At 70.1% G+C, this 15,981-nt stretch carries 15 protein-coding genes; 9 read left to right on the top strand and 6 right to left on the bottom strand.

All coding sequences use genetic code 11. The annotated features are described in order from the left end of the window. Positions 1-15: 15 nt before the first annotated feature. Entirely contained in the window at positions 16-2,385 is a 2,370-nt protein-coding gene (locus AC3EO4_RS08845; RefSeq protein ID WP_431894762.1) for an ATP-binding protein, read from the bottom strand. Between the two features lie 148 nt (positions 2,386-2,533). On the opposite strand from AC3EO4_RS08845, the gene AC3EO4_RS08840 reads away from it, so the two are divergent. After that, entirely contained in the window at positions 2,534-2,896 is a 363-nt protein-coding gene (locus AC3EO4_RS08840; protein ID WP_431894760.1) for a metalloregulator ArsR/SmtB family transcription factor, read from the top strand. Continuing rightward, the gene (locus tag AC3EO4_RS08835; protein WP_431894758.1) at positions 2,893-3,399 is read left to right on the top strand and encodes an SRPBCC family protein; all 507 of its coding nucleotides are present in this window, start codon (positions 2,893-2,895) and stop codon (positions 3,397-3,399) included. The genes AC3EO4_RS08840 and AC3EO4_RS08835 overlap by 4 nt, the downstream gene beginning before the upstream one ends. Positions 3,400-3,460: 61 nt before the next feature. On the opposite strand, the gene AC3EO4_RS08830 is transcribed toward AC3EO4_RS08835, so the two are convergent. Together AC3EO4_RS08830 and AC3EO4_RS08825 are read right to left on the bottom strand one after the other, a co-directional pair. Next, positions 3,461-4,183, bottom strand: a complete 723-nt coding sequence (locus tag AC3EO4_RS08830; protein ID WP_431894757.1) for a DUF4097 family beta strand repeat-containing protein — start codon at positions 4,181-4,183, stop codon at positions 3,461-3,463. 111 nt (positions 4,184-4,294) lie between these two features. After that, entirely contained in the window at positions 4,295-4,429 is a 135-nt protein-coding gene (locus AC3EO4_RS08825; protein WP_431894756.1) for a hypothetical protein, read from the bottom strand. A 255-nt stretch (positions 4,430-4,684) separates the two neighbouring features. Between AC3EO4_RS08825 and AC3EO4_RS08820 the strand changes: the two genes are divergently transcribed. After that, positions 4,685-6,931, top strand: a complete 2,247-nt coding sequence (locus AC3EO4_RS08820) for a M20/M25/M40 family metallo-hydrolase (RefSeq protein WP_431894754.1) — start codon at positions 4,685-4,687, stop codon at positions 6,929-6,931. Between the two features lie 246 nt (positions 6,932-7,177). Here AC3EO4_RS08820 and AC3EO4_RS08815 read toward each other — a convergent pair whose 3' ends face one another. After that, positions 7,178-7,669, bottom strand: a complete 492-nt coding sequence (locus AC3EO4_RS08815) for a MarR family winged helix-turn-helix transcriptional regulator (protein ID WP_379577552.1) — start codon at positions 7,667-7,669, stop codon at positions 7,178-7,180. An 81-nt stretch (positions 7,670-7,750) separates the two neighbouring features. On the opposite strand from AC3EO4_RS08815, the gene AC3EO4_RS08810 reads away from it, so the two are divergent. From AC3EO4_RS08810 to AC3EO4_RS08795, 4 genes are all read left to right on the top strand, one after another. Further along, complete coding sequence (locus tag AC3EO4_RS08810) at positions 7,751-8,779, top strand: hypothetical protein (protein WP_431894753.1); 1,029 nt, start codon at positions 7,751-7,753, stop codon at positions 8,777-8,779. 261 nt (positions 8,780-9,040) lie between these two features. After that, complete coding sequence (locus AC3EO4_RS08805; protein WP_379577548.1) at positions 9,041-9,877, top strand: MEDS domain-containing protein; 837 nt, start codon at positions 9,041-9,043, stop codon at positions 9,875-9,877. Further along, the gene (locus AC3EO4_RS08800) at positions 9,867-10,682 is read left to right on the top strand and encodes an ATP-binding protein (protein WP_431894751.1); all 816 of its coding nucleotides are present in this window, start codon (positions 9,867-9,869) and stop codon (positions 10,680-10,682) included. Before AC3EO4_RS08805 ends, AC3EO4_RS08800 begins: the two co-directional genes overlap by 11 nt. A 343-nt stretch (positions 10,683-11,025) precedes the next feature. Further along, a complete protein-coding gene (locus AC3EO4_RS08795) occupies positions 11,026-11,475 on the top strand; it encodes a VOC family protein (protein WP_431894749.1) in 450 nt (149 codons plus the stop codon). Positions 11,476-11,564: 89 nt separating this feature from the next. Here the strand turns inward: AC3EO4_RS08795 and AC3EO4_RS08790 are convergent, their stop codons facing one another. Continuing rightward, positions 11,565-11,981: an ester cyclase gene (locus AC3EO4_RS08790; protein ID WP_431894747.1), complete on the bottom strand. Its 417-nt coding sequence runs from the start codon at positions 11,979-11,981 to the stop codon at positions 11,565-11,567. A 140-nt stretch (positions 11,982-12,121) separates the two neighbouring features. On the opposite strand from AC3EO4_RS08790, the gene AC3EO4_RS08785 reads away from it, so the two are divergent. After that, positions 12,122-13,363: an ATP-binding protein gene (locus AC3EO4_RS08785; RefSeq protein WP_379577541.1), complete on the top strand. Its 1,242-nt coding sequence runs from the start codon at positions 12,122-12,124 to the stop codon at positions 13,361-13,363. Between the two features lie 94 nt (positions 13,364-13,457). Further along, positions 13,458-14,426, top strand: coding sequence for a TIGR03557 family F420-dependent LLM class oxidoreductase (locus tag AC3EO4_RS08780; RefSeq protein WP_379577539.1), 969 nt, complete (start codon positions 13,458-13,460; stop codon positions 14,424-14,426). Here the strand turns inward: AC3EO4_RS08780 and AC3EO4_RS08775 are convergent. Next, positions 14,423-15,745, bottom strand: a complete 1,323-nt coding sequence (locus tag AC3EO4_RS08775) for a serine hydrolase domain-containing protein (protein ID WP_431894745.1) — start codon at positions 15,743-15,745, stop codon at positions 14,423-14,425. The genes AC3EO4_RS08780 and AC3EO4_RS08775 overlap by 4 nt on opposite strands. Positions 15,746-15,981 lie beyond the last annotated feature (236 nt).

Below are 15,981 nucleotides of genomic sequence, written 5' to 3'. Positions count from 1 at the left end.
GGCCCGGCGCGGGTCTCACCCGCCGGGAGGGTGCTCCTCGTCGGGTGGCCTGTCCAGCTCACCGATCCAGACGGCGATCTGGGTGCGCGAGTTGAAACCGAGCTTCGTCAGGATGTGCTCGACGTGGCCCTCGGCGGTTCGCTGGGCTATCACCAGCGAGGCCGCGATCTCCTTGTTGCTCATTCCCTGCGCGATGAGCCGGGCGATCTCCATCTCGCGGGGGGTCAGCGGCGACGGCGGCGCGTCCTGCGCGGGCGGCCGGCCCGCGACGGCGTCCTCGGCGAGGACGTAGTCGAGCGCCTCCTCGTAGGAGAGCCCGGCGCCTCGCCTGACGGCCGCGCCGAAGGCCGCCCCGCCGAGCGCCTCGCGGGTACGCGACTCGGATTCGTCATAGTGGCGAAGGACATGCACGTATTCGAGCGGCATCACGTCGATCCTCCGCCTGATGGTCTGAAGGACGCCGAGCAGCTCCGCCGCCCGCTGGAATCGACCCTCACCTGCGGCTATCCAGATCAGCACCTCCAGGTTGAACCGCACTCCCAGCAGATCGTCGATCGAGTGCTGGAAGCGCAGGCTCTCCTTCGCCAGCGCTGCCGCGCGCCGGCCGTCGCCCTGCCGCCAGGTCTCGACGGCGAGTGCCATCAGCGCGTACGTCCTCACCCACCTTTCGCCGTGAGCGTCGCACACGGCCAAGCAGTCCTCGCCGGCGGCGATGGCACGCGGCGAGTCGCCCAGCAAGGAGCAGGCCAGGCAGAGCCAGACCAGGGCCAGCGCCAGGCCCATCGGATCGCCGGTGCCGCGATGGCGGGCCATCGCCTGCTCGTAGAGCGCGACGGCAGACTCGGTATTACCGCGATACATCGCGATCATCCCTGAGCAGAGCGCGACATAGGCCAGGGCGGGCTCGTGCCCGAGCCGTTCACCGAGCGCCCGCGCCTCGCGCAGCATCTCCTCGGCGGCGCGGATGTCGGTCTGGATGATCCTGAGCCAGCTGTTCGCCCACAGGGCCCTGGCCCGCAGCTCGCTCGGCCCGGTGACAGCGGCGAGCCCCTGGTTGATCCAGTGGCACCCCTCGCCCAGGTAGGTGCCGGTGATCCAGTAGTGGAACAGGTCGGTGGCCATGCCCAGGCCCGTTTCGACCTCGTCCGGTACGGCGAAGCAGTACTCGAGGGCCAGGCGCAGGTTGGCATGCTCGGGCCGTAGCCTGCCGAACCACTCCGCCTGGCCGGGGCCGAAGACGTGCGCCCGCAGCTGCGTCGCCTTCTCGCGGAAGTAGTCGCGGTGCCGGCGACGCAGCTCCGGCTCCTGCCCTGACGCGGCGAGCTGCTCGCGGCCGTACTGCCTGATCGTCTCCAGCAGCCGGTACCGCGCCGCAGGCAGGGACGACAAATGATCATCGCGAGCCAGGACGGACTTGTCCACCAGTCCGCTCACCAGGTCCATGATCTCGTCGCGGTCGATGCCGTCCCCCGAGCAGACCTCCTCGGCCGCCTCCAGGTCCAGGCCGCAGGCGAACACCGAGGTGCGCGCCCAGAGCAGCCGCTCCTGCTCGGTGCACAGGCCGTAGCTCCAGTCGATCAGCCCTCGCAGCGTCTGCTGGCGGGGCACCACGGCCTGCGACCTCGTGGCGAGCAGCTGAAACCGGTTGTCCAGCCTGGCCAGCAGTTGCTCGACCGACAGCGCTCGCAGCCGCACCGCCGCGAGCTCGATCCCGAGCGGGATGCCGTCCAGGTGGAGGCAGATCCGCTCCACCGCCTCCCGGTTGGCGTCGGTGACGGCGAAGCCGGGCAGCACGTCCCCTGCCCGCTCGGCGAACAGCCGCACCGCTTCGCCGGACGCGCCGGCCGAAGGCCGCGCCATGCCCGCATCCGGCAGGGACAGCGGAGGTACGGCCAGCGTCTGCTCGCCGGTGAATCCGAGCACCTGCCGGCTGGTGGCGAGGATCCGCAGCTCGGAAGCGGAACGAACCAGGGTCTGGGCCAGCACGGCGCAGTCGTCCACGAGGTGCTCGCAGTTGTCCAGGACCACCAGCGCCTGCTTGTCGCGCAGGTGGTCGACGAGCACCTCGATCGCCGGCCGCGAGGAGCGATCCCCGATCTCCAGGGCGTCGATCAGGGATCGGACGAGCAGGTCGGGGTTCTGGAGCCCGGCGAGCTCCACCAGCCACACGCCGTCGGGGAAGGCCCTGCGCACGTCGGCGGCCACCCGCAGGGCCAGGCGGGTCTTGCCGACCCCGCCCACACCGGTGAGGGTCACGACCCTGCCTGTCGTGAGCAGGCGCTTGACCTCGGCGACCTCGTGGCGCCGCCCCACGAAACTGGTCACCTCGATGGGCAGCCGCGGCACCTCTCGCCGTCTCGAGCTGGTCGATGTCACCACATTCATCACCCCGAGCCGACTTCGACCGGCGGATCACCGGGATCGAGCCGACAGCCCCAGGTTATGCTCCGCCGTCCCGCACGTCGCCGACGGCATACAGGGCACGTCCGGTCTCCCCTTACGTAACGCGTAACCTGTAGGTTACGCTTTTCGTGTGGACGAGGTAGCCGGTGCGATCGCGGACCCCGTGCGACGGACCATCCTGACGATGCTGCGGAACTCGCGGCTCTCCGCCGGAGAGATCGCCGACCGCTTCATGATCAGCAGGCCCGCCGTGAGCCGCCACCTGCGCGTACTCAGGGAGAGCGGTCTGGTTCGCGACGAACTCGTCGGCAGGCGGCGGTTCTACGTGCTCGACGCCGGCCCGTTCACCGAACTCGTCGAATGGCTCGGCCAGTTCGTCCGGCCCTCGGGTCTGGAGCACCGACTCGACGCACTGGAGACAGAGGTCTACCGGACCCGCCGCGAACGCCGTACGCGGGACCTGGCGGAGCGAGAAGAGGAGAACACGGCATGAATCCCAGACCCACCGGTCGCCTGTTCCGCACCGGCGACGGAAGCGACCTCGTCATCACGCGGACGTTCCGCGCGCCCGCCGAGGACGTGTGGGCCAGCGTCACCGAGTCCGAACGCACCGCCCGCTGGTTCGGCCCGTGGGAGGGCGACGCCGCGCCGGGCCGCACCATCAAGGTGCAGCTGGTATTCGAGGAGCAGGCGCCCTGGACCGACGTGCTCATCGACGCGTGCGACCCGCCGCGCCGGCTGGCCCTGTCGACGAGCGACGAGTCCGGCACCTGGCGGATGGAGCTGCTGCTGTCCGAGTCGAACGGCTCGACGGAGCTGCGGCTGGTGCACCACCTCGAAACCGAGGACGGGATCGGCGAGGTCGGCCCCGGCTGGGAGTACTACCTCGACATGCTCGTGGCCTCGCGCGACGGCTCACCGCGGCCGGACTTCGACGACTACTACCCGTCGATGAGACCGTATTTCGTCGACCTGGGCACGCGAGCCGACGACTGACCACCCGCCCGGCCGCCTCCCCTCCACGAAGCCTGGCGGATCCGGGCTCCGGGCCTGCTCGCTAACGCGACGGGCCGGCAGCCAGTTGCTCAAGGATCAGGTCCCCGGAGTCGCTGGACACCTCGATCGTACGCTGGGCCGATGGTGCGCTCGCGGCCTTGATGTCCTTGTTGCCGGAGTCCGTCCTGGCCACGATGTTGTACGGCCCCTGTGGCACGTGGATCACGGTCCTACCTGAATCCGTGGTGGTCGTGACGTGGTCGGGTCGCGCGGCGAAGGCCAGGTCCATGTCACCCGAGCCGGTTTCCGTGACAACGCGCCTGCCCGTCAGCCCGGTGGCCTCGATCGCCCCGGAGTCGGTGACGGCTTCCACGTCGCCGGACAGGTTCTTCAGCGTCAGGGCCCCGGAGTCGGAGCCCACCCTGACACGGAGTCCCTCGGGCACCTCCACCCGGTAGCTCACGTCGCAGGACATGCCGATGGCGCCCCACCCCCACGTGGCGGGACAGGTGAACCTCAGCCGCAGCGTGTCACCCTGCGCCTCGTGCCTGGTCTCCGGCTTGTTCTTACGCCAGCTCAGCCGCTCCGTCACGCGGATGCCGCGACGGTCCGACTGGACCACCTCGACGGTCCCTGAGTCGGCTGCGACGTGCAGCGCCGCCACCTTGTCGGTGACGTCGTACGATACGGCGGCCTCATGCAGCGGTTCTCCGGTGCCGCACCCGGACAACACCGCCACGAGCCCGGCAAGGCCCGTGATCACCGCCGTTCTCCGCATGTTCATGATGTCCAATTCTGAGCGATCCGTCCGAACAAGACTTGATGATCCCTGGAATCGCCCCAGGGACCCCCTTCCTGGACCGGTTCCTGTGGTGAGACCAACGACGTGCCTCCGTCAGGCGGCGGCGAACTCCTTGGCCACCTGCGGCAGGGCCTTGCGCACCGACAGGTTGTGGTCGACGTCGCCGGCACCGCCTGCCCGGTCGAGGCGAACGGCAACGCCGGACGTCAACAGTCGTGCGATGTTCATGGGGAAGACCCTAGAAACCCGGGTGAGCGGCGACATTGCCGCTGGCACGCCACTCGTTGGTAGTGCCTGCCCCACCCTTACGGGATGTCCCCGAGGCCCGTTCCACTCCCAGCGTGCCAACGGTCCCATCCGGCGGTACGGCAGGATCCGGTCACGGCCAGGCGCGCGAGCGACGAACGGTAGTCCGTTCGATGTACGGGGAAGTCGTCCTGGGGAGCGAAAGGCGGGGCCGCATGGCGGCCTAGCGTGATGCGCATGGCACGGAACGCAGTGCTCGGGTTGCTCGCGCTCGCCGCGCTCATCGCCGTCACCCTCCTCGATCTCGCACCACCGGCCCCGCTGCCGAAGGACGCCCCCTCCGGCTCCTTCAGCGCGGCGCGGGCCTTCGCCCACGTCGAAGACATCGCCAGAGCGCCGCACCCGATCGGCTCCGCCGAGCACGACCGCGTGCGCGAGCACCTCGTGTCACGGCTGCGCGACCTCGGGCTCGACACCAGGGTCCAGGAGGCCGTCGGCGCGCTCCCGATCGCCTACGACGGCGTCGTCCCGGTGGGCAGGGTGCGCAACATCGTGGCCGTACGGCATGGCAGCGCCCCGACAGGTCGCGTGGTGCTGGCGGCCCACTACGACTCGGTGGCCGCGAGCCCCGGCGCCGCCGACGACGGAGCGGGCGTGGCCACGCTCCTGGAGGTGGCCAGGGCGCTGCCCGCTTCGACGAGGAACGACGTGGTCTTTCTCATCACCGACGGCGAGGAGCCTGGGCTGCTCGGCGCCGAGGCGTTCGTCCGCGAGGACCCGGCGGCGAAGGGCACGGTCGTCGTCCTGAACAACGAGGCGCGCGGCACCCGAGGCACCGTGACGGCGTTCAGGGCCTCCCCGGGCGACGGTCCGCTGATCGACGTGTACGGCTCGGCCGCCCCGCACCCGTCCGCCGACTCGGGCTTCGCCGCTCTGATGGGCCTGCTGCCCAACAACACCGATTTCCACGTCTTCGGCGCGGCGGGCTGGCTCGGTCTCGACGCCGCCTTCACCGGAGGCGGCGCCCATTACCACACGCCGCTCGACGACCCCGCCCATCTGGATCAGGGCACGCTCCAGCAGATGGGCGACAACACGCTGGCCGTCACCAGGGCGCTGGCCTCCGCCGACCTGGCCGCCCTCGGGCCGGGGGCGGAGTCCATCCACTTCACCGTCCCCGGCCTGCTGGTGCGCTACCCCGCCTGGCTCGAACTGCCGGTCGCGCTGGCCGGACTGGTCGTGGCAGGGTGGCTGGTCGCGACCCTGCGCGGGCGCTGCGGGATCGTCCGCCCTGGGTCGCTCGCCGCCGAGGGGGTGGCCTCACCGGATGCCGAGGTCGTCACCGTGCCGCGGGTTCTGGCCGCCGCGGGACTGGCGCTGCTGCCGGTGCTCGCCGCCGGGGCCGCAGGGTACGCGCTGTGGCCGCTGCTCGGCGTCCTGCGGCCTGAGTACACGCAGATGTTCACCGGCGACCCGTACCGCCCCTGGCTCTACCAGGCGGCGCTGGTGTCGGTCACGGCCGCTGTCGTGCCGGCCTGGCGGCTGCTCGCGGGGCGGCTGTCCGGGCGGCGCCTCGGGCCTGCCTCGCTCGGCGCGGGCGCGCTGCTGCTGGTGGCCGTGCTCGGGGTCGCCGCGGCGGTCGTCCTGCCGCGCGGCTCCCATCCGATGGCCTGGTCCGCGCTCCTGGCCGCGGCGGGCGGTGTGGCCGCGCGGCGCGTCCCCGCCGCATGGCGGCCCGTGGTGCTGACCGTGGGCCTCGCGCCCACGGCGATCCTGCTCGGCGCGAGCGCGATCAGCTCTCTCGACATCGGACTGCGGCTCGGCGGTCCGGCGTCCGCACTGAACCTCGCCCTGCTGATGCTGCTCCTGCTCCCGCTGGCCGAGCCACTGTGGTCGCGGCGGGCCGCGGCTCTGCTGCCTGCGGTGGCGGTGGTGGCGAGCGCGGCGCTCGTCGCGGGCGGTCTGGCCGCGGACCGGTTCGACGCCGCCCACCCCCGGCAGACACGCCTCGTCTACGCCATGGACGAGGCGACGGGCACGGCGGTGTGGGGTTCGGCCGACGGGGAGCCGAGCGCCGAGAGCGCGCACTACTTCGGCGAGCCCCACTGGGCGGTACGGCCGGCCCGCCCGGCCCCGATGCGGCCCCCGGGGCTGACGGTCGTCGACGACACGACCTCGGGCGCCCTGCGCACGCTGACCCTGCGCCTGACACCGACGGCGGGCGCGCCGATCACCGGACTCAGCGTGGAGGAGGGAGCCGTGCCGATCACGGTCGGTGGCAGGGACCTGGGGGAGAGGCGCGGGTTCGCCTTCCACGCTCCGCCGGGGGCGTTGACGGTCACGCTGGTCCTGCCCGGGGGCAGGGCGCGGATCCGCGTGTTCGAGCAGCGCCACGACCTGTCCGCGGTGCCGGGCTTCACTCCCGCCGCCGACACCGTCCACATGGGCCCGCTGGCCACGGTCTTCCGCGTCCACACGCTGTGAGCCGGCCGGCGGCCCGCGACGGGACCTGGAGCCGCGCGCGGGCCCCGGCGGTCAGCCGGTGAAGACGTCCCTGCGGGTGAACGGCGCGGCGGCGAAGCGGAAGGCGATCTTGGCGGGCGTGCCCGGGGCTGAGCAGCCCCGCCGTCACCCCCTCGGGAGCCTCCGCGGCCAGCGACCTGGTCAGGTGACCGACCGCGCGCTTGGTGGTGCCGTAGTCACCTCCACCGCCGGTGATGACGATCGAGGTCATGCGGGCTCGTCTCCTTGTCCGGCCGGGTGGTGCTCCTCGCGGGCGGCGACGGTGGCCTCGATGCTGCGCGTGAGGAATTCTCCGATGATCCGCCTCTCCTCCGGGCCGAACGCGTCGATCGTCGTGGTGAGGTGCCGGCCCAGCGGGGCGAAGAACCGCCCGGCCAGGTGGACGGCCTGCTCGTTCATGACCACCTCGATCTTGCGGCGGTCGGTCGCGCTGCGCCGCCGCTCGACATGCCCGGCCTGTTCGAGCCGGTCGATCAGGGCGGTCGTGGCGGGAGGGCTGAGGTTCAGCGCGGCACCGAGCCCGCCCGGCGTCAGCGGGCGGCCTGCGCCGAGGGCGTCAAGGATGACCACCAGGGCGTTCAGGTCCGTGCGGTGCAGTCCGTGCGTGGTGGCGAACCGCTCGACGAACCTGTCGCTCTCCACGTTCAGCCTGCGCATCAGGATCATCAATTCGTAGGCGCTCACGGTGTCCTGCGTCACGCTGCTCCCCGGCTTTGCGGCCCTCTGAGATGGTCGCATAATGTTTCCATGGTGGAATTATTCTACGATGGAAAAACTTCCTTGGAGAAGTTGAGGCCGGGAGCGGCGCTCGCCCTGGGGGTGGCGGCCGGTGCCGTCCTGACCGGGCTGATCTGGCTCCTCGGGCAGCGGCTCCACAGCGTCATCCTCCTGCCCGACCGGGGCGCCTCCTGGTACTACTGGAAGCTGCCCGAGCCGACGGTGTGGACCAGGCTGTCGGCCTGGGCGGGATACGCGGGTCACCAGCTCGCGTTCTGGTGGATGATCTACTACGCGCAGACCAGGGTCCGCCGGTACGCCAAGGGCCTGCACCCGATCAACATCGTCGCGCTGGCGGTGAACGCCGGATTCGTCGCCCTGCACACGCTGCAGACGCACCTGTTCTACGACGGCCTCGCCCAGGACGTGTCGATCTTCAGCTCGCAGGGTTCGGTCGTCATCCTGCTGGTCGCCGTCCTGCTGATGGAGAACAGGCGGCGCGGGTTGTTCCTCGGCAGGCCCGCGCCCATCAGCGGGCAGATCGTGGACGTCGCCCGCCGCTACCACGGCTACCTGTTCAGCTGGGCGGCGGTGTACACCTTCTGGTATCACCCGATGGAGTCCACCACCGGACACCTGATCGGTTTCTTCTACATGTTCCTCCTGCTGGTGCAGGGGAGCCTCTTCCTCACCAGGGCGCACACGAATCGATGGTGGACGCTGACCCTGGAGCTGACGGTCGCGGTGCACGGCACCCTGGTCGCCGTCATGACCTCAGGCCCCGACGGGGCGTGGCCGATGTTCCTGTTCGGCTTCCTCGGCGTCTTCGTCATCACCCAGATGCACGGTCTCGGGCTCTCGCGCGCCGTGCGCTGGATGCTGGCCGCCTGCTACGCAGGCTCCGTCCTGGCCGTGTATGGCATGCGGGACGACCTCGGCGGTGCGGCGGGCGAGGCCGTCAGGATCCCGGCGATCGAGTACGTCCTGGTAGGGGTGCTGGCCGTGTTGCTCTGGCTGGCGCTGCGGACCGCCAGGCTGTTCCGCGGACGCCCTGCGGCCGCCGAGGAGGCGGGGCCGGCGCCGCGACCGTGAAGGACGCCCTGCCTTCCCAGGTTCCCCGCAGGTGAGGCGGGCCGATTGAAGGGTAAGGAGCGGGTCTGCCCGCGAGTGCGGTCACGCGTTTCGGGGGGAGCCCGGAGGCCGAGGTGAGAGCACGTGGAACTGTGCGACATCGGTACTCTCACGGCGCCAGCTGATCACTATCCTTGGGTGTTCGACGGTGCGGCTCGCGGCCACGGCCGCGGTGGGGACGGTGGCGTGGTGACGTTGGATGCGGATACGCAGATCACGGACTTGAGACTCAACGATCACGCCTGCCTCACCTTCGGCGAGTCCGAGGAACTGCTCGATCTCACCGCCGCCTACATCCGGGACGGACTGGCCGCCGGCCTGAGGGTCGTATGGTTGAGCGAGGAGCCGCAGGGAGCGCTGATCGAGCTGAGCCGCCGGGGGATTGCCGTGGATTCCACAGCCGCCACGGGACGGATGGAGATCGCGGCCTGCCAGGACGGACTGCTCGCCGGCCAGAATTTCGCGGTCGATCACGCGATGGGATGGCTGCGCTCCCAGATGGCGGTGACCGAAAGGGAGGGATACTCCGGCCTGCGGGTCGCCCTCGACATGAGCTGGGCACTACGGCCGATCAGCGGGATCGAGCAACTCCCGGTGTTCGAGGAGGAGATCGCGGCGGCGCTGTCGGGTACCAGCGCGTCGGTCCTCTGCCAGTACGACCGCGACCGGTTCGACCCCGTGACGTTGGCGTCGGTGTCCGCGTTCCACACGCGCTCCGTCGCCGCGGCCACCTACCACTTCGACCCTCTCCTGCGGATCTGCCGCCAGTACGCGCCACCGGGCATCCGGCTGGCCGGCCAGATCGACCGGACGGCCGAGGACTCGCTGGCCCTGGCACTGGCCGAAGCCATCCGGGTCGACGGTGACATCATGGTCAACATGGTCGAGCTGTCGTTCATCGACCTTCCCTGCATCCGGATGATCGTTGACGCCGTCCGAAGCGTCGCCCCCGCCCGCAAGGTCGTCCTGCGCTGTAACAGCGCGGTGGCCGCGAGATTCGTCCTGCTCGGTGCCACCACCGTTCCCGGCGTCAGTCTGGTGACCGTTCATGACCGGTGACGAAGACCTGAACAGCCCACCGGTGACGACGGGCCGGCGGGGGGAGATCCCTGACGGCACGCCGCCGGTACTGGACCAGATGTTCGACGGCGATTCGCTGTACGCGCTACGGGCGACCCTGGAGGCGCACGCCTCGCAGGCCGGGCTGCCCGAGGGCCGAGCCGGTGATCTGGTCATCACCCTTCACGAACTGGCCACCAACGCCGTCCTGCACGGTGCGGGGGCCGGACGGGTGAGGATCTGGAAGCACGCCGCGGCGCTGCACTGCCGGGTCGAGGACAGCGGACCGCCCAGGTCGGACGCGCAGCCCGCGGCGAAGTGGCCGTACGAGCATGGGCACGGCCTGTGGATCGCGCGCTACCTGTCCGACGGGATGAGCGTGAGCTCCGGCCCGTCCGGGACCGCCGTCACGGTCGTCTTCGCCCTGCCCGTCAATGATCATTTCACCTCGTTCAGCCTGGTCCGGCACGCGAGGAACGCCCACGTCGTCCTCTCGCTGACCGGCGGCCTCGACCAGCCGGCGGCTCAGGAGCTCGGTGCCGCCGTCAGGGCCCTGCTGTCCGAGCATCCCGCGCCGCGGCTGGTCCTGGACCTGACCGGCGTCACCTTCTGGGACGCCATCGGCATCGCCGCCCTGGTGACGACACAGCAGCGCATCGACGAGACCTCGGCGGGAGTGATGTTCGTGACCGGGTTGTCCGACGAGTTCAGGAAGAGGCTGACCTCGCTCAGCCCGACTCCTTTCACTTTCAGCGACACCCTCGACCACGCGGTCCAGCAGCTTCCTCCCAGCACGGGCGCGTAGGGCCCTGCGCCGCCGAAAACGTCCTCGGACCGGCCCGGCCTGCGACGGCGCGGCGTGTCCCGTTTCCCGTGCGGGAGAGGCCACGAGTAGGGCGTATCGGCCGGTAGCGATGCTCGGAGGCTTGACGACGGTCGAGCCGGTTCTCGCGTCCACAGTGGAGCCGGACCGCACGGTTTCGGAGAACACCGTGGCGGGGAGGGCCACAGCAGCGGTTGTCATGAGGAGCGAGATCGGCCGCGTGCGGGCCAGGTCGATGCCGCCACCAGAGGCATCGTCACGACGCGGCACGCCTGGGGTCGGCATCGCTCCCTCGAAAACAGGAATCGAACGATGGGAGGCCGGCATGCGGCACGAAGATCTCCCGGCCCCGCAGACCGGGATCCTGCTCACGCACTTCCTCACCGTGGCCGACGTGGCCCGCTCGCGGGCCTTCTACACCGATGTACTCGGTGGCGAAACGGTACTCGACGAGAACCCGTGCATCGTCAAACTCGCCAACGCGTGGATCATCATGAACCCCGGCGGCGGTCCCACTCCGGACAAGCCCGATGTCACTTTGCATCCGCCCTCCGATCCTGGCACCGCGACCAGCTTCCTCAACATCCGCGTGGCCGACATCGACAGCTGCTACCAGGAGTGGAGCGCCAAAGGGGCCCGATTCCTCACTCCACCGATCGACCGCAAGGCCGAGTTGCGCTGCTACATGCGCGACCCCGACGGCTACCTCATCGAGGTCGGGCAGTCCACCGGCCTCCTTCACGGCATCCTGGCCGATCCGCCCGCCAAAGGCTGACTACGGCCCCGCCGCCCGTCAGCCCGCGGAAAGCTGGACCGCGACGCTCAGCCGCGATCCGCCATCGGCCCTGCCACGAGGCGCCGCTCCTAGAAGGCAGGGATCGGTTCGGGGACGAGACCCGCTTGACGGAGTAGCCCATACAAGTCGGTCTCGCCCCAGAACTCGACAATCTTGCCGTGTTGAAGTCGGTACGACTTGATCCCCGTCATTGTCAGGTCCCGGCCCGTGCGGTCGTGCGCATAGGTCAACGTGAAAGCCACGGTCACCCGGTCCCCGGCGGCGAACAGATCGTCGATGCGCACCCGGCAGTCCGACAAGCCAGGGGTCATCATCGCCCCTTCGGTGTGATGCCGTCCCCGCACGTGCCGGCCCGCTCCATGAATGAGTACATTCTCGGCCATAAGATTCTCAAGGTCGGCTATCTGGCAGGTCTCGAAGATCCGAAGATAGCGACGAACGACCTCGGCGTTGCGCTCGGCGATGGACTTGATCGCATCTGGCATGCGATGACTCTATTCGGCGGGTACACAGATCACTCGATCATTCGCCCCTGCCGGTGGTGCCTTTTCCGTGAGCCTGTCGCCGCCTAATCTGGGCATTTCTCGCATAAGGGGCGTATCCCAAGCAAAGGGGTGTGGGGGCGATGGGGCGATGGGTCGACTACGAGGTGGTGTTCAAGACCTGCCCGGCCCCCCTGTTGATACTGACACCCGACTTCGTCATGGTCGCGGCGAACGACGCCTATCTGAAGGTCGCCAAACGCACGCTGCAGGACGTGCTCGGCCGCTACCTCTTCACCGTTTTCCCCCCGAATCCGCACATGCCCAACGATCCGGAGACGCAGGGGGTGGAGGTCCTGCGCGCCTCGCTGGAACACGCGATGGCCACCGGCCAGCCCGACTGCATGCCCATGCAGAGGTATGACGTCGAAGTGGTCGGGCGTCCAGGGATGTTCGAGGAGCGGTACTGGAACACGGTCAACACGCCGATCCTCGGCGTGGGCGGCGCCGTGGAATGGATCATGCTCAGTATCGAGGACGTCACCGACTTCGTCCGGGCGATGAGACGCACCCCGCGAGCGGCCCACGGAAAGCTGGCACAACGCCAGGGCGTGGATGTCGATCTCTACTCCAGCGCCCGCGAGCTGCACATCCTCAGCGAGCAGCTCAAGCAGGCGCAAAGCCAGCACCGCGAGATCACCTCGACGCTGCAGGAGGCCATCCGGCGCCAGCGGCAGTTGGTCTTCGACGTGTCGCACGATCTGCGCAATCCGATCACCGGGCTCCTGACCGAGCTGGAGGTCGCCCTCTCGGAACCCGCCATCGACCTGCAGCAGATCCTGCGCAACCTGCTGCGCGACGCCGAGCGACTCAACGAGATCGTGGCCGACGTGCTCGACCTCGCCAGGGTGGACAGCGTCCCGCCCGGTACCGAGTTGGTCGACATGGGCCGTCTCGTCGCGGAGGAACTCCAGCGCCGCATCCCGGCCGCCGGCATCCACACCCGGCTCGACCAGGGGGTGGTGGTGCGCGCCTCGCGGATCCGCCTGGCCCGGCTGCTGGGCAACCTGCTGGCCAACGCCGAACGGCACACCTCCACCACGATCGAGATCATCGTCACCACTCGCCCCTCCGAGGCCGTCCTCGAGGTCATCGACGACGGGCCAGGCATCCCGCGGGCCGACCGCGAACGCGTCTTCGAGCGTCTGTACCGCCTCGAAGACGCCCGCAGCCGTGACCCCGGCGGTTCGGGGCTGGGACTGCCCATAGCGCGCGGAATCGCCCAGGCGTACGGCGGCCGGCTCTACGCCGCCGACCACCCCGCGGGGGCGCGTCTCGTCCTGCGGCTCCCTCTGTACCGGCCGGTGCACCAGGCGGCCACCTGAGCGGAACGAGCGCGCGGCGCGGGACGGCGAACCTTCATCATGAATCTTCGTACGCGGGCATCTAGCCTTGGCCGTGCGGGGTTATCACGACCTCATGGTGCAAATCGGGTACACCTTGATGTCCGAACAGACTCCGGCGCGCCAGCTCGTGGAGTACGCGGCCGCCGCGGAGCGCGTCGGCTTCGACTTCGCGGTCCTGTCCGACCACTACTTTCCGTGGCTGGAGGAGATGGGACATTCGCCCTATGCCTGGTCGGTGCTGGGAGCTGTCGCGCAGGTCACCAGGCGGCTACCCCTCATGACGTTCGTGACCTGCCCCATCATGCGCTACCACCCGGCCGTGGTCGCGCAGAAGGCCGCGACGATGGGCGTGCTGAGTGAGGGCAGGTTCACCCTCGGCCTCGGCGCGGGGGAGAACCTCAACGAGCATGTGATCGGAGAGGGGTGGCCGCCGGTCGACACGCGGCACCGCATGTTCGCCGAGGCCGTCCAGATCATCAGGCGGCTGTTCGGCGGCGACTACGTCACCTACCACGGCGAGTTCTACAACGTCGACTCGGCGAAGCTCTACGACCTGCCGGCCGAGCAGGTCCCCATCGCCATCGCGGCCTCCGGCGGCCGATCCGCCGCCCTCGCCGCAGAGTACGCCGACGTCCTGGTCGTCAACGACCCGATGCCCGACGTGGTCGGGCGGTTCCAGGCCGCCGGGGGCGCGGGCAAGCCCGTCTACGGTCAGCTCCCGATCTCCTACGACAGCGACCCGGAGGCCGCCAGGCAGCGGGCGCACCAGCTGTGGCGCTGGGCCGGCGTCGGCGGCTGGAAGGTCCTGGCCGAACTGCCGGGGCCGGTGAACTTCGCGGCGGCGGCCGGTACGGTCCGCCCTGAGGACGTGGCCAGGAGCGTCCCCTGCGGCGACGACGTGGACGCGGTCCTGCAGGCGCTACGCGCGTTCAGCGACGCCGGGTACACGCATGTGGCTCTGGTGCAGATCGGCGCCGACCAGCAGCATCCGTTCTTCGGCTGGGCGGAGAAGGAACTCATGCCCGCGCTGCGCGACCTCTAGTCCACGAGGCGGGGGAAGACCCGGCCCGCGATCCGCACCCCGAACACCTCGCCGCCGGGCGAGCGCACGAACTCGACGGGCATGTCCCGCCACGGCCCGGCGTCGACGGCGAACAGATCGTCGTGTTCCCGCGCGATGGGCAGGGCTGGAGGGTGGAAGCCGCCGGGCTCGCTCCTGATCACCAGCCGGCTGACCTCGGATTCGACGACGATCCGTTCGTACACCGTCGCCGGCTGCTCGATCGCGTAACTCCCGCTCAGCTCGGCGAGCGTGTCGGGAGCGAGGTCGGCGTGGAGCCTCTTTGCCGGCTTCCTGACGCCCGCGAGGTCGTCGAGCAGCCGGTCCACGATCCGGCGGTAGATCCGGCCGGCGTTCTCGGTGTTGACGAGCACCACGAGCCCGACTTCGGCCTGTGGCACGAACAGGTTGATCGCGCCGATTCCGGGCAGGGCTCCCTCGTGGTAGACCACGTCGCCACCCCCGCGGTGGTCGACGTGCCAGCCGAGACCGGTGGAGGCCGGGCCGAGGCCGACGGGGATCAGCTCGGTGATCATGCGGGTGCGGGTCTCCTCGCCGATCGGGCCGACCGGCCCGTACCCGAGCCACCAGCCCATCCAGCGCGCCAGATCCACCGCGTTGGAGTACTGCGCGCCCGCCCCACCCGCCGAGCGCGGGCCGAGCCACGCCTCCTGCACCGGCTTGCCGTCGCGATGCCCGCTGGCCGCGGGCGCGGAGATCACCCGCTCGGGGAAGTAGCCGGTGGCGTCCAGGCCGAGCGGCCGCAGGATCAGCCGCTCGACGACCGTTTCGAACGGCTCGCCGTACAGGACCTCGACCAGCCGGGCGGCAACGGTCATGGCGGTGTTGGAGTAGGAGAAGAGCCAGCCGGGCGGCAGGATCTGCCTGGCGGTGGCGATGTTGGCCACCTGGAGGGCGAGCGCGGCGTCGCCGCGGTCCTCGACCCACGGCACGTCGCCCGCCCAGCCGACGGCATGGGTGAGCAGGTTCCGCACGGTGACCGTCTCGCCGGCCGTCTCGTCGACCACTCCGAAGTCGCGCAGATAGGTGCGGACGGGGGCGTCGAGGTGGACGCGTCCCGCCTCCACCAGCGTCATCACCGCGGTGGCGGTGAAGGGCTTGCCCATCGAGGCGATCGGCAGCAGGGTGTCGGGGCGAAAGACGGTCGCGGGCTCGGTCCTGGCCAGCCCGTAGGCGCCGAACCTGGTCCCACGCCTGGTCACGATGGCGACCGAGCAGCCCGGTCCGCCGTGGTCGGCCAGGGCGCCGCGGGCGATCTCGTCGAGCGCGACCTCGTCCATCCTGCTCTCCGTCCGTCCGGCGACCGCCCGCGCTTCACGACCGGTCGTGCTGCGACTATGCCGAGGGAGGGAGCGCGAATCCATATGATCGCGCCACAGGAGAATGTTCTGAACTGTGGTCCCGTCACAGCAGGTTCCCGCCGTTCGAGCAGGAGGAAGCGATTGGCACCCGCAGGCGAGGTGCCGGGTCACGCCGCAGCGGCCTCCACGGCTCCTCCCCGCGGTCGCGGTCGTGG

This window comes from Nonomuraea sp. bgisy101, assembly GCF_057708945.1.
This window is presented reverse-complemented; position numbering and strand designations above follow the sequence as displayed.